This is a genomic window from Spiroplasma alleghenense (assembly GCF_003363775.1).
Lineage (GTDB): Bacteria > Bacillota_I > Bacilli_A > Mycoplasmatales > Mycoplasmataceae > Spiroplasma_B > Spiroplasma_B alleghenense.
This window is the reverse complement of record NZ_CP031376.1, coordinates 821,298-846,380: the sequence shown is the minus strand read 5'-3', so window position 1 is coordinate 846,380 and position 25,083 is coordinate 821,298. Positions and strand designations below refer to the sequence as shown.

Below are 25,083 nucleotides of genomic sequence, written 5' to 3'. Positions count from 1 at the left end.
AATATGAGCGACAATATAATTTCATTTAATGGTTTTGTAAAAACTTTTAAAAAATTCAAAATTGGTCCCATTAATTTCAATATTAAAAGAGGAGACTTTCATGCTGTTCTTGGTTCTTCAGGATCTGGTAAAAGTGTTATCTTGAATACAATTATTGGATCTATTTATAAGTATAGTGGTCAAGTTACTTTTGAAGGAAAATCAAGAAGAAGTAGTTGAAGACAAAATGCTAATTTAGGTTACTACCAACCAACAGACTTTTCTTTAGTAGATGATTCGCTATGAAAATACTTAATCACAGTTGCTAAAATTTCAGGAATTACTTCAAAAAAATATCGAATGGATCGCATTAGATATTTAGTAAAATTATTTGAACTTTGAGAACATAGAACTAAGTCAATTAAAGCCTTTTCTTATGGGATGAAAAATAGGGTTAGTTTAATTATCGCCTTACTAAAAAATCCTGACGTTATCGTTCTTGATGAGCCAGGTGCCAACTTGGACTCAATTTGAAGAAAAAAAATCTACGCTATTTTTGAACGTCTTAAAGAAGAAGGAAAAACAATTATCCTGACAACCCACAACATCGATGAATTTTATGGACTATTTGATGCCTTAACAGTTGTTGAAGAGGGGAAATTGCTTTATTCAGGAGAAATTAAGTCAATCGATTTAGACTTGAAATATCGAGTAGTAGTTGATGGAGATGCTTTAAAAGTAGCTGAATTCCTGAGATCAAAAAATATTTCTTGTGTTGAAGACGAAACTACTCCAAACGGTTTAATAGTTATCTTCAATAAACAATTTGAGGTTAACTACTTATTCTTGTATTTAGTTAGAAATAATTTACCATTAGATGTTTTTGAAAAAATTGCAATTAATATGGAAGAGATTATTGAAAACTTCTAATTTTAAGGCGGTTTAAATATGGAACAAAATAGAATAATACAGTTTGAAAGTATTACACAAGTTATCCAAGAAAAGGGATACTTTGTTTTTCTTGCAAACGATGCGCTTTATGCCACAAACGGAATTGATGTTGTAACTTGAGATTCAGCCCAACTAGTGGGTAAAGTTGAAGAGGTCTTCGCTTTAATTCCGAAATGAATTAAATTCTTTAAAAGCTCATTGATTACGAATAAAGATCAAACTTTAAAAAGAAATGCTCCAATGATTAATCCAACTCAAAGCAGAGTGGTTAAAATGAATATCTCTTATCAAGGAGATTTAGAAAATGCCAACAAGCAAGAAGAAGAGTACTTGGTTTTTACAAAAAATAACCAGACTTGATAATTAGTGTGAAAAAAGCTAAAAAATATGGTATAATTAATATAGATTAAGAAAGAGGTCATCTTATGTACGGACAAAATTTAAATTATAATATGTACTCAAATACTTATAGTCAAAATGGTCAATTCTTCTTTGCTAATGGACGTTGATTTTATACTTATAACATGGGAGTTTATACTTATCCAGAAAATTACTTTGTTGGTCCAATTTCGAGTCCAACTTATGGTTACCTAAATAACAATGGTTACTTTTACAATTTAGATAAAGTAATTATGAATACTAGTTTACCAAAGAGTGTTGAGGATTTGTTTAATAGCAAAACTAATAATTGTAATTGCTGTCATAACAGAAGTTGTTCAGGGGAAATTCAACCAGCTCCAGTTGCTCAACCAGCTCCAGTAGTTAAATCCGAACCAGCTCCAGTATTTGTTAAACCAGCTCCAGCTCCAGTAGTTAAACCCGAACCAGCTCCAGCTCCAGCTCCCGAACCAGTAGTGGTTCAACCAGCTCCAGCTCCCGAACCAGTAGTGGTTCAACCAGCTCCAGCTCCAGTAATGGCTCCAGAACCAGCACCAATGCTAGATCCCGAACCACCAACTGAAATGTTTGCGGAATTTGAAAAACTAATTGAAGAGAGTTTGAAGTCAGGTAAAAAAGACAAAAAATCTGCACCAGCATCAGCAGCTGCGGCAGCATAATAGAAAAACTAAGTTTATAAGAACTTAGTTTTTCTATTTATAATTAATATTTTATACTGTAAATTTTATTATTTTTTTTCAAAAGTATATTGACTTTTTATACATTTATCATACAATAAGTGTAGTTGTATGATAGATAAAACTATTCTTACAACTACGAGTTCCATTAATTATCTAAATGGTAAAAAAGCAATGTTTCTTCTTTATGCAAAACTTTTAACTCGATTTTAACCACTTTTGATAACTGTGGTTAATCAACAATGTAATTTGTTTCATAACAAAATTTAAAAAGAACCCTTATGGGTTCTTTTTAAATTTTGTTAAGTAAAATGTTGTGACAAGCATTTTAGGTGTCTCAGAGAGCCTAATATATGTTATAATAAAGAGGTATTTAATGAGGGGGCACACTATGGTTCATTTAAGGGCGCGTAATTTGCCTTCAAAAGGCGTTTTAAAAGAATGACTTTTTAGCGAAAATAAAATAAAAATTGGTCAAGACTTTGCCCTTGTAGAAACAAGCAAAGGGGAATTTACAATAAAATCTAATTATAGCGGAGTCATTGTTAAAACGATAAAGTTAGGTTCAACAGTTAAAAATGGTAGTATAATAGCAAATATTACTGTCGATGAAGATCAAGAGATTATTGAACAACCATCTAAGAATAATTTTAAAAATAGTTCAACTAAAGAATCGATTGAAGAACCAGAAATTGAAGAAAAATTTGATATTGAAATACCAATGAATATCCCGATTTCTGAGACTTCAAAGTTTCAAGATGCCGAAGATTATCGCGATGATTTTTCTGGAGCCGTTTTGTATGATAAAAACTATATGGCAGTTACTCCATTTTCTTCAACAAGAGATGATATAGTAGATTCAGAGGAAAAACTTAATAAATTAGAAGATGCTAAAGGACTTGATAAGTTTGCTCAAATGAGAAAAAATATTGCAGATTCAATTAAAAACTCACCAGCCGCTGCTAATAATAAAACTCAAAATGATGATCCGAACTTGGTAAAATTAAAAAACGAAGAAGTTTTCAATGATTCTAAGATGTTTCAAATTGATAATTCGACAGGATCATCAAAGTTTAGAAAAATCATTGAAGCTAGAAAAGCTAAGTTACTAAAGGAAAATGACTTTAAAGAGATTCCTGAAGAGGAGAAAATAAAAAGTGCTATGGATCGTCTCGATTCAAATGGTCGTCCAATGATAATGAGAAACATTATAAATGATAGAATGAAACGTTTAAATGAATCAGGTGGAGACCCACACGCTTTGGAAGAGCCTAATTTTGTTGCGCCTAAAGTAATTCGAAACAATCCAGAGCCAAAAGCAAAGGTAGTAGAAGATTTAGAAGGAGAAAGTATGTGAACATCAAAAAAACCTCAATCTCATAACGATTTAGAAGACGAAGATTTCTTAATTGACTCACACGATTTAGATACACACGGTCAAGTCCAATTACCAAAGAAAAGCCCATCACAACTTTTAGAAGAGAAAAAAAAATCAGGAGATGATGGTTCTTATAATTACAAGAAAATGGCTAGTCTTTACGACGATCAACGTCGTGAGTCGATAATTTCTTCAAGAACTCAAAAAGATGATATCAAAAATCGAATGAAAGCAATTATGGATGATAAAAACCCAGTATTCAACAATAATCATGATGAATTTGATGCAGATAATTTAGAATTAATAAACTCTCTACCGATTTTAATTGATGATGTTCCAGAAAGATTTTTAAAAAAAGTGGAGTCTTTCGATTCTAAAACAGGCAAAAAAATCTTGAGAAATTACACAGACACCAAAGAAGGTCAACATGATTTTGAACAATGGATGGAAAATGAAAATTTATCAAAACATGTCGATAAAGATTTAGAAGATATAGAGAAACTTTTAGAAACAGATCCAGAAGTCTTTAGAAAAGAAAAAGAAAACAAAATTGCTTTAGATAAAGAAAATCAAGAAAAAGAAACTCAAAGAGTCATTGATGAAGCGATTGCCAAGGCGCAAAAATCTCTATTAAAAGCTGAAGAGCTTAAAAGACAAGAAGAAAAAATTCAACAAGAAAAAGCTAATTTTGAACTGTCGCAACTAAAAAATGAAAACGCTAAGTTAGAAGAACAATTAAATCTAAATAAAAAAACAAGCAAGTATTTAGAGGGCGAAATTGATAATCTTAAAAATCAGTTAAAATCAGTTGATAAACTTGAAAATGTTGTTGAGTCAATGCGCCAAAACAACACTAAAATCCCAGAAAAAAATAATGACGAATTTTTCAATAAAATGATGCAATATATCATGATGCAAAATATGATGCAATCTATTGGCGGAGCGAAAAAAAATCAAGATTTTGATATGGACGCTCAAATTAGAGACGCGATTCAAAAAAATATGAAAGAATTTTATAATACCTTTGATAGTGTTAAATCATCAAACACCAATGGTCATAACTCTGATTTTAATTTGAAACCAGAACCAGAATTTAAGGAATTTATAAACCCATTAACTAACCAAAAAATGTATCAAAACCAAAGTTTACAAGACGTTCAAATGGAACAAGAAATGTTTAAGAATCAACAAGCTAATTTTATAAATTTAAACCCAAAGCAAAATCTTGATTACTTAAATCAAGATTATACAAAAAATTTAAGTGAGAATCGAGAGGATATTTCTCTTACAAGGTACCCAGCAGTTAAATCGATGCTATTGAGTCAAAACTATATACCACCATTATCAATATCAACAGAAATAGATATGACAGCAATATTAAAACTGAAACACGTTTTGAAAAAGACAGATCCAACAGGATTGGCTTTTTCAACAATTGCCTTTATTGCTAAAGCAGTTTCTCTGGCATTAGAACAATATCCAAAAATTAATTCAACTTATGATCCTACAACAAATCAACAGATTGTAAAAAATTATCACAATATTGGTCTGGCAACTGAAACAAGCGAAGGAATCGTTGTGCCTGTTTTAAAATTTGTTGAAAAACTGACAGTAAAGCAAGTGGCAATAGATATAAGGGAAATGACCAATCGCCTAAGACGAGGTGAATTATTTAATTATGAAACAACAGGGAGCACAATAACATTAGCAAATTATGGTAATGTTGGAGCTATTCACGCCACTCCAACAATTTTCTATCCGAACGCAGCAGTAATCGGAATCGGAAAAGTTATCAAAAAACCAATTGTTGTTGAAAAAGAAAAACTTGCAATCAAAGCTATTATGAGCATAAGTCTAACTGTTGATCAGAGAATAATTGATGCTAGTGAATCAGGGAGATTTTTATCTTCATTAAAAGAAATTCTTGAAAAACCTGAGCTTTTAATGATGAATTAATTTAAGGAGATGAATAACAATGAATGTTTATAATATTATTTCGAAAATAAAAGAAATATCGCAGAACAAAAATGACAAAAAAAATTACATTGCTCTGACTGTTATGCAAAACATGAATCAAATTTCTTCATTTTCATTGAATAAATTAGCTGAACTAGCTCTAACCTCTCCATCTTCGGTTACAAGATTTTGCAAAGAATTGGATCTAGATGGCTTTGGTGGTTTAAGGGTAGTTTGTGAAATTTATTTATCAGAAAAAGAACAAAACCGTAAAGTTATTTTTAATAATGATGATAATTTCTCAAAAAAACTTTTAAAAGAAATAAAGGATGTTTTGGATCAAAATGATAATCTAATTAGTACTGATTATTATTCTGCGATTTCGCAATTAATTTTTGATACTAAAACTGTTGTTTTAGTAAGTATGGATGATACCCAAAATATGGCCAAAGAGTTTAGTCAAAAAATGACTTCAATTGGAATACCCCCAGTATTTATCGATAACCAACAACAGTTGGAATATTTTGTGAGACATAGCGATGAAAAGTTCGTCTTCTTCTTTGTTTGTTATGGAACAAATGAATTTATACTTGATAATGCAAACAAGGTTAAGAGTCAGGGTGGCAAGGTTATTTTTATCTCAATTAATTCTTCAATCAATTATCGAGATAATTTTGATTGTGTTATTAACATTAAGGATAAGGATCATCCACTTTGGTTCAATAAATGTAGTTCGCTATTTTCGTTATTATTTATTTTTCAAAATATTTTCACAAATATCGTATCAAGTGACAAAAAAAGATTCATGAAATTTTTTGAATAATTTTTAAATTTTATTTGTAAATAATTATTATTTTTTGTATAATATTTTTGTTGTATTTCAACAGAAATGGCGTATATGGCGAAGTGGTTAACGCACTGGGTTGTGGTTCCAGCATTCGAGGGTTCAATTCCCTTTATACGCCCCATTATAAGATACTAACGCCTAGCATTATTGCTAGGTTTTTTTGTTCAGATTTACTCTTTTTACGAATCAAATTTGGAGGTAAAAATGAACGAAATAATCAATAAAACAAGATTTAACAACGATGAAGTAATAACATCTGAATTTATCGATAGCCAAATGCTTAAAGTGAATGCAATAACAGGTCCAGAAGAAGAAGATGTTTGAATAGGATTGGATGCGGTTTTTGTTAATCAACAAATGGGTTCAGAGAAAAATGCCCATTATGATATTTACTTACGCCCAAATATTTCCGCTATAGGAAAAAGTGGCAAAACTTTGGAAAGATATATTCAAAACGGTTGAGATATGAAAATTGATATAAGAAATGTCAATTTAAGACTATTTGCAAAAAATGGTGATATTACAAGCGAAATAGTTAAAAGTAAAAATGAAGCTTTTAGTTTCGGAAACTTAAAGTGAAATATAAAGGACTACAAAGGCTATCAAGGTTTTCAAAAATTTGAAATCCCAGTTAATAAAATAAATCTAAATGGAAGTAATTTAATCCAATATGAATTAAATTATGAAGGAGGAATTGATGAACAGAATAATAATTATAAAAAATCAAAAAATGTAAGTCAGGGCTTAATCACAATTAATAATCATAAAAACCAAAAAAGTAATTTTGAAAAAAATATAGATTTACATGTTTTTAAAGATGATTCACTGGCCTTTGCGTATTTACAATACAACCCCAATGTTAAAGAAATTAGGTACTACCGCTCAATTTTTAATAGAAAAATTTTGATAGACTTTGAAAGACCATGAAAATTGCCTATCCCGGTTGCTGACAGTTTAATAAACATTGATACCAAAATCACTTTAAATAAAGACTTTGAAAAAGAAGAATTAGAGAATTTTGGCCTTAGTGAAAACTTTTTTAATTCTATCCAAAATGGACTAATTATTAATCAACTACCATTTATAAAATTTAATTTAAGATCTCTTACGGGTCGAAAAATCGATAAAGCATATGCAGTTAATTTAGAACCGAAAATAATTCAAGATAATTCTTTTTTGAAAGGGTATAATAAAAACACGGTTAATTACGACGTGAGTATCGCCAATAGAACTGTATTTGACCCCTTTTTAAACACTGTTAGGCCAGCTTTTTATGGGGAGGGAGCCAGGGGTCTAGTTAAAAATCCTAATTTCTTAGATCCGATTCTTTTAGACATGAATATCAAAATATCAGGAATGGATATAAGTCTAGAAATTCCTTTATTTAGTGAGTCAATTTCCAATTATAATATGTTTTTTCTAAATAAATATGATAATATTATTAATGGAGACTCAATAGAACAATTTAAAATTTGTTTTTTGTTTACTCCCGACATAATCAGCCGTTTTGTAAATATCAATGATCTTAATTTTGCTGAATTTCAAGAATTAGAGAGCCTGGCCGAAAAAGATGTTTAGGCAAAATAAAAAAAATTTAATTTTTTTACTTATTTTTTCACTAACAACAGTTTCGCTATCATCATTAGCTTATGGAATTGTAAAACAATATTTTTACAATAAAATAGATTTTAAATCTGAAGTGATTAAGGATCTAAATCCACAGCAAACCAATGATATAACGCCAGCCAAAACTAATGAAACCAGAATTCTTGGACTACCCGCTGAAAATTTAAAATTTAGTGTTAACGAGGTTTTAAATTTTACCAGCATTAAACAGGATCGAAATTTATATTACTACTACTTTAACTTAGAATTTTTTAAGTATAGTTTTATTAAAAAATGATTGTACTTGATACCAGTTCCGATAAATTCAAGATTATTCTTTAAGGTGAATGATAAAAAGACACCAACAGAAATAGAAGTAATTTACGGGACAAATGAACAATTTATTTATCATTGATTTTATAAGGTTAAAAACTTCAAATAGAAAGAGGTGTTTATTAAATGAAATATTTTGAAGAAATTAAAAAAGCTCTTAAACAAAAAGGCGCAAAAGGTGAAATAAACAAAGACACTTTATTCAAAAATCTTGGTCTTGACTCTTTAGATTTGATGGATTTAGTAGTTGAATTAGAAGAAAATCTGGGATTTACAATACCAGATGATGAATTGCCGGGTATTCAAACAATAGGGCAACTCGAAAAAATAATTGCAGAATTAAAAAAATAAAGGTGGAGAAAGATGACTTTAACGTACGAGAAAATGGTTCAATCCTTAAAAAGAAAAGGTGTAAGACTAACTGGAGCAAGATTATCAATAATCAAGGTAATCACTAGAAAACAACACGTGTCAGCAAGCGCGATCATTAAAGAGGTTGAAAAAGAATTTGGTTCAGTAAATGTAATGTCAGTATATAATACTTTAGACATGCTTCTAAATGAACATTTAATTTTTGCCAATACATTCAACGGTAAACATATTATTTATGAAGTTCTAGGAGATAGCTCAATTCACTTAAAATGTGATTTATGTGCAAAAGTATTGCATGTGGAAGAATCAGAAGAACAAAATAGTGTTCTTGAGGAAATTAAGAAGATTTGTAAAGAAAATAATCTTACAAGTAATCATTTAAAAATCGAGGCTCACGGTATATGTGATACATGTCGAATTGAAGGAAAACAACAAGTTGATATGACTCACGAAAACAAAATTGTTGAGAAATTTTAATAAATAAAATTTAGTTTTAGAATTTAATTTATAAAAATAAAAGTGGGTTAAAATGACCCACTTTTGATTTTTTTAATGAAATTTTTGCAAAAATGAAGTATAATTATTTTGTTGAAAAATAGGGGTGTAGTTCAGTTGGTAGAACATCGGACTTCAAATCCGAGTGTCGCGGGTTCAAGTCCTGTCACCCCTGCCATTTAAAAACAAACGACCACAAAGTGGTCTTTTTTTATAGGGGTGTAGTTCAGTTGGTAGAACATCGGACTCCAAATCCGAGTGTCGCGGGTTCAAGTCCTGTCACCCCTGCCAAATTTAACTTTTTTAAAGCCACTTAGTGGCTTTTTTATTTATGGTAATAAAATGGGTGATTTAATGCAATTTGTAAATAAGATGTAAAAATGTCTAACAAGATATCAAATAACCTCATTTGAGCCTAAAAAAACACCTTTTAAAGGTGTTTTTTAAATTTTTAATTAGTAATCAAATTCTTTGCTATATGCTACAAAACCTAAAGTATCAATTCCTGCATGAACTGCATAAATTGATGGAAGGTAAGCTTCTTCAAATTTAATTCCTTCTGCCTCTAATTCTGAGCGAGTGTTCTCTAGAAGTCTCTTAGGGATGTCTCATGTTGTCAATAATTTTAAGTTATAACCGTTTTTACCGTAAGTTTTATCAAGCATTCCTGAAACTTTTTCGATAATAATACTTAACTTTCTTGCCATGGCAATTTTTTTGGGTTTTGCCGCCCAGTGAATAACTGCTTTAGTTTTAAAAGCATTCAGGATTGAAGCAAAAATTTTAACTGCTCGGCCACCTTTTGCTAGTTTTGATAAATCACCTGGCACGATTATTGCTATAAATTTATTTTCAAATTCCGTAATTTTCTTAACTAAAGTATTTACATCTTTCTCATCTTCTTTAATTAGTTTGTTCAGATATAAAGCACAGTCCTTAATTGCTGTTGCTGCCAGATTATGTTCTGGAACTGTAATTTTACCCTTGAACTCTTCTTGGTTGGAAACCATAACTGCAGTATCTTGCATACTTGAAATATTTTTAGTTATAGTAATATGAATGATATGATCGTATTTTTTAAGCATTTCAGTATACTTGATCTCAAGTTCTCCTGGTGATGCTTGGCTAGTTTTAACGTTTTCTTTGTCGTTAACTCTTTTATAGACATCATATTTTTCGATATTTTCTCTTGTATCGCTTAAATCGCTTTCATCTTCTAAAATAATGTGCAAAGGGATTACCTCGATGTTGGTTCCTTTTAGTTCTTCGTTCGTAGTTCCACTAGAACTATCTAATAAAACACCTATTTTCATTCTTCTTTTACTCCTTTAACTCAACCAGCACATTAACGCGAACGTTTCTGTTCCAGTGTGGGTTGCTATCACGTTTGATAATTGATCGAATTTTCCGATTTTCATTCCTGATTCTAAGACAAGTTCTTTCACCTGATCCATCAATGACTGCTCAGATTTTGAATAACTGATATCAATTGTATCTGCTTCAGGACACTCTTTTTTAATTTGCTCGATAGACTCCTTAATTGCCTTTTTAAAGGTTCTAGTTGTATCGAATTTATCAATTTCTCCATCATATCTTAAAATTGGTGTTATTTTTAAAAGCTTAGCTAATGCAGCTGCAGCTGGTTTAATTCTACCACCTCGCTTTAAAACTTCTAAATTTTTAGGAATGATAAATCCTCTGAAATCTTTGTTAGTTTTACTTTCGATTACTTCTTTTATTTCATAACCATCTTTGCCATCATTTATCATTTCTGTAATTTTCTCAATAATCCTACTTAAAACAACACTTACACCATTGGTATCAATAACAATAATTTTACCTTTGTATGGCTCATCGTTTGCAAGCATTACTGCTGTGTTATACTGACCTGATAAACCCTTTGAAAGTAAGGCTACAATCACTTGATCATAATCTTTTAATAAGGCATCTCATTTGTTTAACATTTCTTCGGGAATTGTTTGTGATGTCTTGAGTTTTTCAACTTCAAGCATTTTATAAAAATCATCATAACTTAGATTTTCGTCATCTTTTATCTGCTGACCGTTATCTCTTGTTATCATTAGTGGTACTTTGAATAAATCTTTAAATTCATTCATATTACCATCAAATGATGAATCTGTTAATATTGCAATTTTCATTTTAATTTCCTCCATCTTTTTGAGACTATAATATTATATAATTGATATAATAATATTCAATAGAAATATTTAAATAGTTTGGAGATAATCAAATGAATTCAAAAGTAGGAATGTATTATAATGAACAATTTGAATCATTATTAGTAACTTGAAGCGATTCAAGTTTAATTAAACCTATAGTAGTTAAAAAAGAGGATATGATAGCCATTTTTGATGATAATGACTTAGTAAGTCTGAATATTTTAAAAATCAGCAAGGAAACAGGTTTAAATCCCGGACTTGTTAGTCATAGTCCTGAAGCTATTAAAATTGTCAATAAATCATTAAAAGAGTTAAAAATAAATCCAATCACTCACTCACCTCAACTAACCGTTGCTAAAATAGTAAAAGCTGAGCCAATCCCTGAAACTCATCTAAATCTTTGTCGAGTTTATGATGGAGAAAATGAGTTGCAAATTATTTGTGGTGCTAAAAATGTAGTTGTTAATAGCTTGGTTGTTTTAGCTACGATTGGGACTTGAATGCCAAACGGACAACAAATTAAGCCTTCAAAACTAAAAGGATTTGAATCTTTTGGAATGTTGTGCTCGGCTAACGAACTAAAACTAAAAAATCATAATTTTAGCGATGGAATCATCATTTTAGATAAGAATTGAGAAAAATATATAGGACAGGACTTCATGAAAGTGAGAGAAGAAAATTTTGAAAGCAAATAAGTACCACTTTGACGAAAGAGTTTTAAATAACGAATACTTAGCAGACTACTTTATTAAAACTAAAACAATTTTAGAAAAAAATAATCCAGAAGCAAAAATTACTATGCAATTTTTTCAAAGAACTGAAAATGCAATTCTTTCAGGGATTGATGTAGTTATTGAATTATTAAAATTTTCTTGCAAAAAATTTGAAGAATTAGAAATTTGAGCATTACCCGAAACCAGCATAATCAACCCTTTAGAGCCAGTTTTGAGAATAACTGGTCACTATCAAGACTTTGGTTTTCTTGAAGGGATGATTGATGGGATTTTATCTCGTATGACAAGTGTGGCTACCAACTCGGCTAGAATTATGCAAGCTGCAGGTTCAAAAACAGTTTTAAATATGAATGACCGCGCCGATATTTACTTTAATCAAGCATTTGACGGATTGGCTTCTTATCACGGAGGCATGACCAATTTTGTTTCCTTAGCTGCCATTGAATTTATCGATGATTTAAGAGTTAAAAAGCCATCAGGAACAATGCCTCACGCTTTAATTCAAGCCTATAATGGAGATTTAATTGCTGCTCTTAAAGATTTTGAGAAAACCTATCCGCAAGTTCCTTTGGTGGCTTTAATTGACTATAACAACGACTGTATTACTGATGCGTTGAAATGTTGTAAGGAGTTTAAAGAGCGCTTGAAATTTGTCAGAATTGATACTGCTAAAAATCTAGTTGATAAGAGTTTACAAAGTATTAAACCTGAAAAGGGACAGGAATTAAATGGTGTTAATGTTGAATTAGTAAAAAGACTAAGAAGCAGTTTGGACCAAGAAGGATATGGTCATGTAAAAATCATTGTTTCTTCAGGTTTTGATTCTCAAAAAATTAGTCAATTTGAAAGACAAAATGCTCCTGTTGATATTTATGGGGTTGGAGAAGCTATTACAAAATCAGTATCTAGTTTTACTGGGGACAGTGTTCTGCTAAATGGTGTTAAACAGGCAAAATTTGGTCGTGAATATATTGAATCAAGCCGTTTGGTAAGAATTAACTAAAAGACTTTAATTAATATTAAAAAATAGTAAAATAAGAGTAAGAGGAATATTTATGGGATTATTTAAGAAAAAAAATGAAAATAAAAATGACAAAACTAGTTCAGTTGAGGACGGAGTTAAAGAAAGACAACCAAATCACTGAGCTTTTGATGATGATCCAATTTTAAACTTGGATCCAGTTTTTTCTGATAAAAATTCTGATGAAAATGTCAATCCTGTGGGTCAACAAGTTGGTATTTCAGAACAAGAAAACCAAGCTTTGGTTAAGGAACACTTAGAAACCTTGCGTGCCAAAAAGCCGGCTCTTTCGGGCCAACTTGGTCAAGTGATTGCCAATGCTCAAAAAAACAGCGAAAATCTAATTAGTGAATTAGAGGAAAGCAATCCTGTAATTTCAAAATTAAGAAGAATTGAAGAAGCGAGAAAATCAGGAATTCATTCCGATGACTTATATACTGATTTAACAAAATCAGAATTAAATAGTTACTCAAATCGTGCTCGTGATTATTTAGAACAAAATAGTCAAAAAGGTTATGAAACTGATTTACAAAGAGCTCGTCGTTTAGAAGCTGAACAAGCCAAAAAACGCGAAAATAATTTGGATAATACTTTAGCAAGCACAAAATCATTTAATTTTAGAGTAGCTGAGAAAAATTCTCAAAAAGCAGATCGTTTCCATAAATCACATACATTAGAACTTGGTCAAGATGATTTTGATATTGAAAGAACTAACGAGTTAATTATGATTCAAGATAATATCGAACAAAAACTTAAAATTTTATCTGAAAAAGAAATTCTTTTAAATGAAAAACAAAAAGAATTAGAAGAGTTAAGTAAAAAGATTGATAAGTTTCAAAAAATGTATGGTAAAAAACCGCATTCAGAAGAATTGATCAAAGAAACCCAAAAATATTTACAAAAAAATGAAGAGGAGAAAAAGGCTCTAAAAAAGTCACTAGAACTGTTAAACAAAAAGGCAAGTAATAGTTCAATTCAAAACCCAAGTCCTTTAACCACTCCAACAAAAAAAGAACCTAACCTAATAATTCCTCGTAAAAGAAATCAAATTAGTGAAGATAAAATTAATAGTCGTGGTAATGATCGTTTTTTAGATCCAACTTTAATTTTGCCAAGAGAAAAGGTGTTTTTAGAGAGTCTAGAATCAATTAAAAAGTTACCAGAAAATCAACAAGAAAAAAGTTTCAAATCAATTTCTAAAAACTTTGCAAAATTGGAAAAGAAAATTGATCGTTTAATTGAAAAAACCAGTGAGATGGAAATGAGCATTGAATTGCTAGAAAATAACGACCTACAAACTCCAGAATTAATTTCAAAAACAATTGAAACTAAAAGTAACTTTGTTAAGGCGATGCGTAAGATTAATAAAGAAATGCCCAAGATTAAATCTGATTTTCAAAACCTTAGTTTAAAAGATCGTCGTAAGCAAATTTATGAAAATGCCAGCATTGCTTCTGCAGGTCGAGCAAATAAATTAAAGGTAATCAATTCCCAGGTTGCAAAAGGGGGATTTGAGAGAGTTGCTCAACCAAAAGATTCTTGGCAGTCCAATTATCATAAGCAACTTCAAAATCATGGTAACTTACAATATATGCGCGATAGAAATCCTATTTTTGAACGAATGATGAAAATGAATGAAAAAGCTAATTTGACTTTAACTATGGAGATTCCGGTTGCTAAGGCCAATCAAAAGGGTTGAAATAACACAATGGTAATGGCCAAGGCTCGTGAATTGGATAATAAAGCTGACACAATTGAATTTAAAGAAGTTATCACCAGTTCTGATTCTAAAAGATGAAAAGACTATTTTAAAAATTAATACACAAGAAGATTATGATTTTTGACAAAAAAAAATCATAATCTTTTTTATAATGTATAATTGTAGTAGTAAAAGGACAGATTAGATATGAAAAATAGTTTATTATTAGCAAATACTTCAGTTCAAACAACTCAGATTGTTTTGATTTTTATTTTACTTGTACTTACAATTATCCTGGTTCTCTACTCAATGGCTACTTTAAGAAAAATCGGAGTTGCAGCTAAAAAAGTTGACTATTTCTTTGAAGATTTAGCTTATAAATCAGAAATGCTGAACGCTTCAGTGGAAACAATTGCCAAAGCTTCAAATTATATTGATATTTTTGATGCTTTCGCTAAAAGAAATGTTAAATCATGAGTAAAAGTTGCAACCAAAAATCGTGACATCGCTTATAAATTAGTTGATAAATTACGTGAATTTGCAAATTCAGCGGATTAGTTAGGTGGATTTTTAAATGTTTAAATTGATAAAAATAGCTGGCTGAGTAACTTTAGGAATGATGTTAGCACCAAAAAAAGGTGTTGAGTTAAGAGCGGACTTTATGAAAAGTTTGAAGAAGTATCGACCACAAATTAAAAAATTAATAATCACTTTAGAAGAGGTTTGAGAAAAATCTCAAGGACAAGAATCAGATGAAGTAGTTGCTAATATTGAAATGCAACTTGATTCTGTGCGTTTGGCTAGTGAAGAATTAGATTTAGCTAAAACAAAGGAAATTGCTTATAAAGCCTTAGAGAAAATTGGAGTCGGTGCTTTAAAAATTGGTAAATCAATTGCTATGTCACCCAATGTAATTGCTATCACAAAAGATGTTGCTGGAATGACTGTCAGTGCAATTGATGGAGCAACAGATATTTATGAAAAATCAAATGGACCATTAATTGAGGTTTCGAAAAAAACTCACCAACCAAGTGACCAACAAATTGAGGAAAAGTTAAATAGTTCAGAAACTAAAACTTCGATTCGAAAAATTAAAACAAAAAAAACAGTTGCAGAATAATTAAAAAGGAAGATCAAGATGAATATTTTAAAGGAATTGGAATGAAGAGGATTACTTAAACAATTCACAAATGAAGCAAAAATAGAATTTGCTCAAAAAAACGGTAAGGGAGTTTACTGTGGTTTTGACCCAACAGCTGATTCGTTACATGTTGGACATTTAATTCAAATCATAAACCTACTAAGATTTCAAAAAGCAGGATTTAAACCCATTGCTGTTGTTGGGGGAGCCACTGGAATGATCGGCGATCCTAGTTTTAAAAAAGATGAAAGAGCTTTTTTAACAAATGAACAACTAGAAATTAATGTTAAAGGAATAAACGCTCAATTAAAAAAAATGATTTCAAAAGTTGAATTTGAAAATAATGCTAATTGATTAAAACCAATGACTTTAATTGAGTTTTTAAGAGATGTTGGTAAATCATTTAACTTAAGTTATTTATTGGCAAAGGAAAGTATTGCAACTCGAGTTGAAACTGGACTTAGTGTAACAGAGTTTTCATACACAATGTTGCAAGCTTATGACTTCTATCATTTGTATAAAAACAATGATTGCTATTTACAAATTGGGGGTAGTGATCAGTGAGGAAATATAACAAGTGGAATTGATTATATTTCTTCAAAACTGGGTAAAGAGAATTCTCACGCAGCTGGAATCACAATGAATTTGCTTACCAAAAAGGATGGTACCAAGTTTGGTAAAACCGAATCAGGGGCTGTATGACTTGATGCAAGCAAAACAAGTGAATACGATTTCTACCAGTTCTTCTTTAATCAAGATGATAATGATTGTGAAATGCTTTTAAAATTCTTAACAGACTTTGATGAGAAAAAAATTAACCAAATTATTGATGATCATAAAAAAGAACCAAGCAAAAGAATTATGCAAATAAATTTAGCAGAGTGAACTACCAAATTTGTTCACGGTGAAGCAGGATTAAAAAAGGCTCAAGAAATTTCAAAAGCATTCTTTAATGGTGAAATTTTAAGTTTACAAACTGATGTTCTAAAAAGTGCAATCTCAAGTTTACCAAGTTGTGAAATTGATAAAAAAACTAATATCCTAGATTCCTTAATTAAGGTTGGGGTAGGAACTTCAAAAAGAGAGCTTCGTGAATTTATTGCTCAAAAGGCTATTACTATTAATAATGAAATACTAAAAGATGAAAATATTTTTATTGAAAATATACAAGCAATTGATAAAATTTTCTACGTTATCAAAAGAGGAAAAAGAAAGTATTATGTTATTATAATTAAGTAAAAAGTGGGGGTTTAAAAATGTTATTAAGCGATATAGGAATAAGTAATTTAAAATCGTTAGTTGAGTACTATTGTTCAGAGTTGAAAGACATCTTTCCGAATGAATCTTTATTAAAAGCAGAGTTAGCTAATCTCTCTTCAAAAATTGAAAAAGAAAACTCTAATGAAAAACTTGAGGATTTAATAATCTTAATATCAGATAGTATTGACAAAGTAGAATCTATTACAAACAATATTGACATTAAAAATGAACAAGAAATGAAAGACTTTATGAAGTCCGTAGTTTTTTCAAAAATAGTTAAAAGCAATTTAGAATCTGCAGTAACTTGTATTTCAAAAATTAAGTACTTGGGAAATAATGCTGAAGTTGAGAATTTAAATAATTCAACAGTTAACAACAGCTTTGCAATTCAACTGTTAAAAAATCAAATTTCAAACGTTATGAGAGCTTTTGATGCATTTATTAAAAAAAATGAAAATTCAAGTAATTTTAAGTTTTTTGAAAATAATTTAAGCGATGTCTTCAAAGCTGATGATTTTAATAAAATTGTTAGTCAGACAAAAAAACTTTTATCTGCAAATGATGAATTCTTAAAAGCGGCTAACCAAGAAATTTCTTCAAAAATGACAGGTGGAGCAAATGATTTTGATAACTTAGCTTTCTTTACAATCAGTACAGCAAAAGTTATTTCAGAGTCTTCTTCTTTTATAATGACAACAAGCATTGTTCAAGACATTTTAAAACAAATCAATTAAAAAACCTTCAGATTAATCTGAAGGTTTTATTTTACAAATATTTATTTAGTAGTTTGATTACTTAATTAAACGGTTGTATCATTCAACTATAAGTGCTTCGTTGATTTCTTGGTTTAATTCAGAACGTTCTGGGAAACGAACATATTCTCCTGTAAGTTTTGTTTTATCAAATTTAACAAAAGCTACAGTAGCTTGGTTATTAGTTAATGCTTCAACAATTTTTGAATTTTTGGCCATATTTTCTTTAATTTTGATTTTATCTCCAACTTTAACGTTGTATGATGGAATATCAACTTTTTTATCATTTACTAAAACGTGACCGTGGTTTACAAGTTGTCTTGCACCTTGTCTTGTCATAGCAAGTCCCATACGATAAACTATGTTATCTAAACGAGATTCTAATTGTTGTAAGAAGTTTGTACCTGTAATTCCTTGCATACCTTTTGCTCTTGCATAAGTATTTCTAAATTGACGTTCAGTTAAACCATACATGAATTTAACTTTTTGTTTTTCTTGCATTTGTAAACCATAACCAGATAATTTAACACGTTTTGAACCGTGTTGACCTGGTGCTGTTGTACGTTTTTTACCTTTACTAAATTCTTTCCCATTTTCTAAAATAGAGAAACCATATCTACGAGCCTTTTTGAATGTCGATCCTGTGTATCTTGACATTTAAGCCTCCTAAAGTTTTTCTTTGTTAACATGAGATAAAAATAAGCCCTATCAGATAAAGTTTATAAATTCGCCTTTACTGCTAAAGGTTACTGTAAATTGTTAATAAACAATTGTTCTGACATACTTATTCGCAGATATCTTATATAACAAAATAATTATATACAAATCTCAAAAATAGTCAATTGAAAAGCCTCGCTAATTACTATTTTTTAACCGCTAATAATAGGTAATGCAACTATTTCAATGATTTTTATTATGCTATAATCATTCTTAAGAGGTATTTATGGCAAAAATTTCGTTTTTATTAAGTTCAAATATAAGTACTGCCAACTTGATCGGTTGAAGCATTTTTTTTGCTTTACTAGTAATATTCTTTATTTTAATAAGTATTTTTTGTATTTATCGAGCTATTATTTCAAAAATTGCCCAATCAGTAGATTTAATTGATATATTAAAGCGAACACCTTTAAAGATTCATTTGCAAAGAATATCAAATATTAACAATGTAAATAAGGTTTTTGAACAAGAATTAATGGTTTGAAGAACTAAATACGAACTACTATTTGAAAAGGAATTAAAAAAAATCTTTGATTCTTTAAGTGGAATCATAAATAACCGTAAGGCAACTTTACCATTAATTTCCAATTATAAAAAAGTTAATGAAATTTATTTAACCTTAAAAGAAATTCAAAGAAAAGTTCAAGAAATTAACGAAGAAATTGAAGATGCAATAGAAATAGAATTAATTCAAAGAAGTAACTCAATTTTGGTAAGAGAGGTTTTTCAAGAGTTAAAAGAAGAAGCAACTATGTTGACTTTTGGTAAAATTGAAATCGATGAATTAAAACTAGCAAATACAATTCAACAAATTGAGGGATTTTTTGAGGAGTTTTACATTGAACTAGAAGAAGGTAATTATCGTAAGTCTTGGGATGTTTTATACAAAATTGACAACAGCTTAATTTTCTTAATTGAACTTCTAGATAATATCCCAACCATAATTTCAACTATATTAACAACAGTTCCTAATAAATTAATTGAGTTAAAAAATAAATATGTTACATTTGGTAAAGTAAATGAGCGAATTACTAAAACTGCAGAACAATATTCAATATTAGAACATAATGTTGATACTTTAAGAATTAAAATTAATAATGAATTAAAGCGACTACAGTATAAAAAAGCAAACAAACTACTTGCTGAAATTTTTGATTTGATTAACAAATTTACCAATGAGGTAGAATACGACGACAGTCTAAAGAACTTTTTTGAAAGTAATGATGAAAAAATGCGCTATTTCATTAAAGAGATTGATACCGCTTGTGCTAATATAGAAAAAGCTCATCGCTCAATTAAAGCGATTAACAAAGCTCCAAGCCCTGAATGAAATAACTTTGAAAAAACTCGCTATGAATTTTTGAAAACAAAAGAGTTAGCGTACAAAATTTTTGCTATAATTGATACTAGTTCAAATTTAGCGGACTTAGATTTAAAAACTCTAAAAAATAATTCAAAAATTGTAATTCAAAGAGCACTTCAAAATGTTGAAAACTTAGAAAATTCAGTTTTAGAAATCGAGGGTAAAACTTCAAGTATGGAACATCTACTAAATGATGTTATTTTTGTGCAATCAATATTGAGCCAATGTGAAGTTAAAATCAACCAACATCGAAGTGTGCCAGAGTTAAAAAAATACTTAATGCCTATAAATGAATTAAATCAAGCTATTAATGAATTTGAAGAAAAGAAAATTATTCATGCTGATAGTGAAGAAGAAAAAAAATATATTTCAGAAAAAATCAATGATCTAGCAAAACGAGCATGAAAATTATCTAGCCAAATTAATGACACTATTTTCTTAGATTTTATTTCTCAAGAGATCATTCTCTATATGGAAAGATTTGTGGATACACACCCAGGAGCTGAACAAGTAATTGCTACTGCAGAACAATATTATCACAATCGCCATTTAGATCAATTAATTGGTTATTCATTTAAACAAATTAATAATTTAAAAAGTAAAAACCAAAGAAAATAGAAAAGGGGACATAATATGAAACACATTTTAGTTAGGTATGGAGAATTAACGCTTAAGGGTTCTAATAGAAATTTCTTTATCAACAAACTTATGCAGAATATTAAGTTTAAATTAAAACCATATCGCGAAGAAATTGTGTTTATTAAAAGTCACAACAGCTTAAAAATTGACTTAAATGATGATAAATTACTGAAACCCGTTTTAGATAATCTTACCGATGTTTTTGGGATTTATTCTTTATCTGTTGTAGATGAAGTTGAAAATGATATTGAAAAAATTGCTCAGTTAGCCTTAAAAATTGCCAAAGAAGCAAAAACGGGAACTTTTAAGTTGGAGGTCGAAAGAAAAGACAAAACTTTTCCAATGACTTCCCAAGAAATAAAACAAATTTTAGCTAAAGAAATTCTAATGAATACCGATAATTTAAAAGTTGATGTTCATAATCCCGATACTAAGATGGAAGTTATCGTAAAAAATGACAAAACCTATATTTTTACTTCAAGAATTAATGCCCTAAAGGGTCTACCGGTTGGAGTTAGCGGAAAAGGAATTTGTATGCTTTCGGGAGGAATTGATTCTCCAGTTGCTGCTTTTCTTGCAATGAAGCGAGGAATGCAAGTTGATTTCTTGCATTTTATGACCCCCCCTCATACTACTCCTGAAGCCTTAGATAAAGTTTTTAGTTTAACTAAAAAAATATCTCGTTTTAACCAAAACACTTTTTCATTATATATTTGTGACTTTGGGTTATTATTACAAGAATTAATGCATATTAAAGATGAATCTTATCGCATAACTTTAATGAGACGTATGTTTATCAGAATTGGGAATAAGTTAGCAGCAACAATAAATGCTAAAGCAATAATTACAGGAGAAGCATTAGGACAAGTTGCTAGTCAAACAATCGAAAGTATTGGAGTAATTGATGAAGTAACAAATATCCCAATCATTCGTCCAGTAGTTACTTTCGATAAAGAGGAAATAATAAAAATATCAAAACAAATTGATACATACGAAACTTCAATATTACCATTTGATGATGTTTGTAGTATGTATGTGCCTAAAAATCCAGTTACAAAACCAAGAAGTTATCGCGCAGAGCAACAAGAAGAACAGATTATGTGACAAGAACTGTTGGAATTTACAATCAAAAATTCAATTAAACATTATATAGTAAGGGAAGGTGAAATCATTGAAAGCAGATGAGAAGAAAGTGAAGAAGGCACCGAAATCGATCCAAAAGGGTAAATATGGCATTTTTCAAGGTTCATTAGTAAGAAATTCTGGTCAAGAAAAAGTTAATGACACACTCCTTACAGAAGATTACAATGAAGAAGATTTAACAATTACTAAAATTGGTAAAAATAATCAAAATAATAATGACTACATTGAATTAAGTAGTGGGGAAATAACTCGCAAGAAGGTAAAAATAAAGGGCCCAATTATTTTCAGACTTACAATCTATTTGATAATTGCTTTAATAATTGTTACTGTACTTTTATTTATTATTTTAGGGTAGAAAGCGAAGTGATCGTTTATGTACTCACCGTTACTAAATGTCAGAAGTTGTTTTAATTTCCAAGACTCTTTAATAACAATTGATGAATACTTGGATTTTGCTAAAAAAGAGGGATTCCAATTCGCTATCTACAACGATATTGAAACTCTTTATGGTCTTGCTGATTTTGTTAAAGCCGCAGAAAAAAGAAACTTAAAACCTATTGTTGGAATAACAATAAATTTTTTAATTGATAATAATAGTTTCTCAATTAACTTTTATGCAAAAAATTTACAAGGATATCAAACTATTTCAAAATTCAGTTCAATGATAATGTGTCACGAATTTAAAAATGACATAGAAAAGTGAGATTTTATCTTAGAAAACATAAATAAAAATTTAATTGCAGTAATAAGTTTTAATAACTTATTTAATCATGAAATTTTTAAAAAATTAGAATCAAAGTTTGAATCAGAAAAAATATTTATTGGTGTGAATGTGAATTCAAACGAAATTGATTATCAATTTAAATCCAGAGTTATTTTTAACCAAGAAATAAAATATTTAGACAAAAGAGATTTTGCTTCTTTTAAAATTTTAAAAGCAATTAAAGAAAATATTAGGATTAATGAACAAAGTGAAATCCAAAATAATTATTTTTATTATAGTGATGAAGAATTGGATGTATTTTTGGAACTTGATGTCCATAAAAAGAACATAAATTATATTTTTGAAAATTGTAATTTTAATTTATTCGATAACCCACAAAGACATTTGATTAAATACCCAAATACCAAAAATATCCCATCAGATAATTATTTGAGATTAATTTGTGAACAAAGTTTAACAGGCTACTTTAAAAATTTTAAGAAAATGCCTGGAATTCCACAAATATATTTGGAACGTCTTGAAGCGGAGTTGAATACCATTTTTAAAATGGGATTTTCTGACTACTTTTTAGTTGTTTATGACTTTGTAAGAAAAGCTAAGGAATTAGAAATTTTAGTAGGACCAGGGAGAGGTAGTGCTGTGGGTTCTTTAGTTTCATTTTTATTACAAATTACTACAGTTGATCCACTTGAATACGGTTTAATTTTTGAAAGATTTTTAAATCCAGAGAGAATTTCGCTTCCTGATATCGATATTGATTTCCAAGATGACCGCCGTGATGAAGTTATTGAATACATTTTTGAAAAATATGGACGTTTTAATGTCGCAACAATTACAACTTATCAAACAATTGGTACCAAAAATGCCTTAAGAGATTGTGCCAGAGTTTTTGGTATAACACCAGATGAAATTAACGAAATTACCAAACCAATTGGTAATGAGTTTTTAAGGGACTTGGATGGCGCGATTGAAAAGTTTCCTAAGTTAAAAATATTTTTAAAAAATAATCAACAAATTTATACGGTTGCCAAAAAAATTATAGGACTTCCACGTCAAACGGGTACTCATGCGGCGGGATTAGTTTTTTGTGATATTGATTTACGTGATGTGGTACCACTAAAAGTTGGCTATAACGGAATTAATCAGACTCAATTTTCGATGAATTATTTAGAAGACCTAGGTTTAATTAAAATTGATTTATTAGGATTAAGAAATTTAACAACTTTAAATAATATTTTGAAAGCCGTTTCAAGAAACCGTAAGATAAATACTAGTTTATCTAGAATCCCCGTAAATGATTATCCTACATTTACAAGTCTTCAAGAAGGTAAAACCACAGGTATATTCCAACTAGAATCGGGGGGAATGACGGACACAATTATTAAAATGAAAGTGTCATCAATTAATGATATTGCTGCTGCTTCAGCTCTTTTTCGACCTGGTCCTCAAGAAAATATTCCTGAATATATTAAAAGGAAAAATTCTGGGGGAAAATTTGAAATTCTAGATGAGAGTTTAAAAACTATTCTTGAACCAACATTTGGAATAATTGTTTATCAAGAACAAGTTATTCAAATCCTACAAACAGTAGCAGGATTTAGTTTAGCAAAAGCAGATATTGTAAGAAGGGCAATGGGTAAAAAAGATCTTCAGTTAATGAAAAAAGAGCAAGAAGATTTTGTTGAGGGCGCAATTAGCAAAGGCTATACTATTGAAAAAGCCAAGCAAATTTGAATGTGAATTTTAAAATTCGCAAATTATGGATTCAATAAGTCTCATGCAATCGCGTACTCTTACATTGGTTACTGGCTGGCATATTTAAAACAAAATTATACAGCAGAGTTTTATTGTGAATTATTGAACTCAGCTGTTGGAAACGATGCTAAAACTGCCAAGTATTTAGAAGAAGCTAGGGCATTGGGGATAAAGGTTATCCCTCCAAATGTTAAAAATGTTAATTTAAATTATTTTGGAAATGAAGTGGGAATATACTTGCCGTTAATTTTAGTAAAACAAGTTGGAATAGAATTCATTAAAAATTTGGCGGAATTGAAGGAAATAGACAAAACAGCATTCCTTGATTTATTTAATTTTTGTTCTAAAACATTTAAAAGAGGTTTAAACAAAACTACCTTTTCAAATCTTGTAAAATCTGGGGCAATGGATATCTTTGGATTTACACGCGAAACCTTGCTTGAAAATCAGGATAAAATTCTTTTATTTGCTGATTTAAATCAAAATATCGAAAAAATTAATCCTTTTACTTTCCCGCAGCTGGAAATTAAACCTGATTCAGAAATTAAAAAGTCTTTTTATGAATTAGACTCGTTAGGATTTTATTTTACTTCACACCCATTACAAATTATTAGAAATCAGTTGGCAAACTCTGATCGATTAAGTTTTATTAAGGATTTAACAAAACCAGAAATGAAAAGCCCGATTTTATTTGTAATTAATGATTTTAGAATTCATTTAGATAAAAATAATAATGAAATGGTCTTTTTGGATGTTTCAGATGAAACCGGACATATTGATATAACTATTTTTTCTTCGGTTTATAACAAATTTAAAGACCAATTGAATCAAGGTGATATTTTAATTGGAGAAATTAAGACACAACTTTATAACGGTAAAATTTCAGGAGTGCTTAACCAGGTATTAAAAAGTTTTGCTACAACCTAAAAATAGCGATATTATCGCTATTTTTTTGTTAAACTA

At 29.6% G+C, this 25,083-nt stretch carries 23 protein-coding genes and 3 tRNA genes; 23 read left to right on the top strand and 3 right to left on the bottom strand.

Annotated features, from left to right (window positions below; translation table 4 throughout):
• The first annotated feature begins 3 nt into the window (after window positions 1-3).
• From SALLE_RS03825 to SALLE_RS03775, 12 genes are all read left to right on the top strand, one after another.
• On the top strand, window positions 4-909 hold the full coding sequence (locus tag SALLE_RS03825) for an ATP-binding cassette domain-containing protein (protein WP_115558302.1): 906 nt from the start codon (window positions 4-6) through the stop codon (window positions 907-909).
• A gap of 18 nt (window positions 910-927) precedes the next feature.
• Complete coding sequence (locus tag SALLE_RS03820; protein WP_115558301.1) at window positions 928-1,293, top strand: hypothetical protein; 366 nt, start codon at window positions 928-930, stop codon at window positions 1,291-1,293.
• 62 nt (window positions 1,294-1,355) lie between these two features.
• A complete protein-coding gene (locus SALLE_RS05960; protein WP_162807907.1) occupies window positions 1,356-1,988 on the top strand; it encodes a hypothetical protein in 633 nt (210 codons plus the stop codon).
• A 394-nt stretch (window positions 1,989-2,382) separates the two neighbouring features.
• Window positions 2,383-5,340, top strand: a complete 2,958-nt coding sequence (locus SALLE_RS03815; RefSeq protein ID WP_162807950.1) for a 2-oxo acid dehydrogenase subunit E2 — start codon at window positions 2,383-2,385, stop codon at window positions 5,338-5,340.
• Between the two features lie 19 nt (window positions 5,341-5,359).
• Window positions 5,360-6,163, top strand: coding sequence for a MurR/RpiR family transcriptional regulator (locus SALLE_RS03810; RefSeq protein WP_115558299.1), 804 nt, complete (start codon window positions 5,360-5,362; stop codon window positions 6,161-6,163).
• Window positions 6,164-6,232: 69 nt separating this feature from the next.
• Window positions 6,233-6,308: transfer RNA gene (locus SALLE_RS03805), tRNA-His, on the top strand.
• An 83-nt stretch (window positions 6,309-6,391) separates the two neighbouring features.
• The gene (locus tag SALLE_RS03800; RefSeq protein WP_115558298.1) at window positions 6,392-7,765 is read left to right on the top strand and encodes a hypothetical protein; all 1,374 of its coding nucleotides are present in this window, start codon (window positions 6,392-6,394) and stop codon (window positions 7,763-7,765) included.
• Window positions 7,758-8,234, top strand: coding sequence for a hypothetical protein (locus SALLE_RS03795; protein ID WP_115558297.1), 477 nt, complete (start codon window positions 7,758-7,760; stop codon window positions 8,232-8,234). The genes SALLE_RS03800 and SALLE_RS03795 overlap by 8 nt, the downstream gene beginning before the upstream one ends.
• A 17-nt stretch (window positions 8,235-8,251) precedes the next feature.
• Window positions 8,252-8,476 (top strand): acyl carrier protein, encoded by a 225-nt coding sequence (locus tag SALLE_RS03790; protein ID WP_115558296.1) that lies wholly within the window; start codon window positions 8,252-8,254, stop codon window positions 8,474-8,476.
• Between the two features lie 12 nt (window positions 8,477-8,488).
• A complete protein-coding gene (locus SALLE_RS03785; protein WP_115558295.1) occupies window positions 8,489-8,974 on the top strand; it encodes a Fur family transcriptional regulator in 486 nt (161 codons plus the stop codon).
• A gap of 120 nt (window positions 8,975-9,094) precedes the next feature.
• Window positions 9,095-9,170: transfer RNA gene (locus SALLE_RS03780), tRNA-Trp, on the top strand.
• 37 nt (window positions 9,171-9,207) lie between these two features.
• A tRNA-Trp gene (locus SALLE_RS03775) sits at window positions 9,208-9,283 on the top strand.
• 164 nt (window positions 9,284-9,447) lie between these two features.
• Here SALLE_RS03775 and SALLE_RS03770 read toward each other — a convergent pair.
• Both SALLE_RS03770 and SALLE_RS03765 read right to left on the bottom strand, forming a co-directional pair.
• Window positions 9,448-10,305 carry a DegV family protein gene (locus SALLE_RS03770; RefSeq protein ID WP_115558294.1) on the bottom strand — a complete coding sequence of 286 codons (858 nt, stop codon included), beginning with the start codon at window positions 10,303-10,305 and terminating at the stop codon, window positions 9,448-9,450.
• 15 nt (window positions 10,306-10,320) lie between these two features.
• Window positions 10,321-11,151, bottom strand: coding sequence for a DegV family protein (locus SALLE_RS03765; protein ID WP_115558293.1), 831 nt, complete (start codon window positions 11,149-11,151; stop codon window positions 10,321-10,323).
• 92 nt (window positions 11,152-11,243) lie between these two features.
• On the opposite strand from SALLE_RS03765, the gene ytpR reads away from it, so the two are divergent.
• The 7 genes from ytpR to SALLE_RS03730 all read left to right on the top strand — a co-directional run bounded on the left by ytpR (window position 11,244) and on the right by SALLE_RS03730 (window position 17,761).
• Window positions 11,244-11,867, top strand: coding sequence for a YtpR family tRNA-binding protein (gene ytpR / locus SALLE_RS03760; RefSeq protein ID WP_115558292.1), 624 nt, complete (start codon window positions 11,244-11,246; stop codon window positions 11,865-11,867).
• Window positions 11,851-12,909: a nicotinate phosphoribosyltransferase gene (locus tag SALLE_RS03755; protein ID WP_115558291.1), complete on the top strand. Its 1,059-nt coding sequence runs from the start codon at window positions 11,851-11,853 to the stop codon at window positions 12,907-12,909. Before ytpR ends, SALLE_RS03755 begins: the two co-directional genes overlap by 17 nt.
• Window positions 12,910-12,961: 52 nt before the next feature.
• Window positions 12,962-14,746: a coiled-coil domain-containing protein gene (locus tag SALLE_RS03750; RefSeq protein WP_115558290.1), complete on the top strand. Its 1,785-nt coding sequence runs from the start codon at window positions 12,962-12,964 to the stop codon at window positions 14,744-14,746.
• A gap of 87 nt (window positions 14,747-14,833) precedes the next feature.
• A complete protein-coding gene (locus tag SALLE_RS03745) occupies window positions 14,834-15,184 on the top strand; it encodes a hypothetical protein (protein WP_115558289.1) in 351 nt (116 codons plus the stop codon).
• 16 nt (window positions 15,185-15,200) lie between these two features.
• Entirely contained in the window at window positions 15,201-15,746 is a 546-nt protein-coding gene (locus tag SALLE_RS03740; protein ID WP_115558288.1) for a hypothetical protein, read from the top strand.
• Window positions 15,747-15,758: 12 nt separating this feature from the next.
• A complete protein-coding gene (tyrS, locus tag SALLE_RS03735; protein ID WP_115558287.1) occupies window positions 15,759-17,006 on the top strand; it encodes a tyrosine--tRNA ligase in 1,248 nt (415 codons plus the stop codon).
• Between the two features lie 17 nt (window positions 17,007-17,023).
• On the top strand, window positions 17,024-17,761 hold the full coding sequence (locus tag SALLE_RS03730) for a hypothetical protein (protein ID WP_115558286.1): 738 nt from the start codon (window positions 17,024-17,026) through the stop codon (window positions 17,759-17,761).
• Between the two features lie 57 nt (window positions 17,762-17,818).
• Here the strand turns inward: SALLE_RS03730 and rpsD are convergent, their stop codons facing one another.
• On the bottom strand, window positions 17,819-18,436 hold the full coding sequence (gene rpsD, locus SALLE_RS03725) for a 30S ribosomal protein S4 (RefSeq protein ID WP_115558285.1): 618 nt from the start codon (window positions 18,434-18,436) through the stop codon (window positions 17,819-17,821).
• A 286-nt stretch (window positions 18,437-18,722) separates the two neighbouring features.
• Between rpsD and SALLE_RS03720 the strand changes: the two genes are divergently transcribed.
• Genes SALLE_RS03720 through SALLE_RS03705 form a run of 4 tightly spaced genes read left to right on the top strand, consistent with a single transcriptional unit; the run spans window position 18,723 to window position 25,047 of the window.
• A complete protein-coding gene (locus SALLE_RS03720) occupies window positions 18,723-20,477 on the top strand; it encodes a septation ring formation regulator EzrA (RefSeq protein ID WP_115558284.1) in 1,755 nt (584 codons plus the stop codon).
• A gap of 15 nt (window positions 20,478-20,492) precedes the next feature.
• A complete protein-coding gene (gene thiI, locus SALLE_RS03715; protein ID WP_115558283.1) occupies window positions 20,493-21,725 on the top strand; it encodes a tRNA uracil 4-sulfurtransferase ThiI in 1,233 nt (410 codons plus the stop codon).
• Complete coding sequence (locus tag SALLE_RS03710; protein WP_115558282.1) at window positions 21,691-21,996, top strand: hypothetical protein; 306 nt, start codon at window positions 21,691-21,693, stop codon at window positions 21,994-21,996. The genes thiI and SALLE_RS03710 overlap by 35 nt, the downstream gene beginning before the upstream one ends.
• Window positions 21,997-22,014: 18 nt before the next feature.
• Window positions 22,015-25,047, top strand: coding sequence for a DNA polymerase III subunit alpha (locus SALLE_RS03705; RefSeq protein ID WP_115558281.1), 3,033 nt, complete (start codon window positions 22,015-22,017; stop codon window positions 25,045-25,047).
• Window positions 25,048-25,083 lie beyond the last annotated feature (36 nt).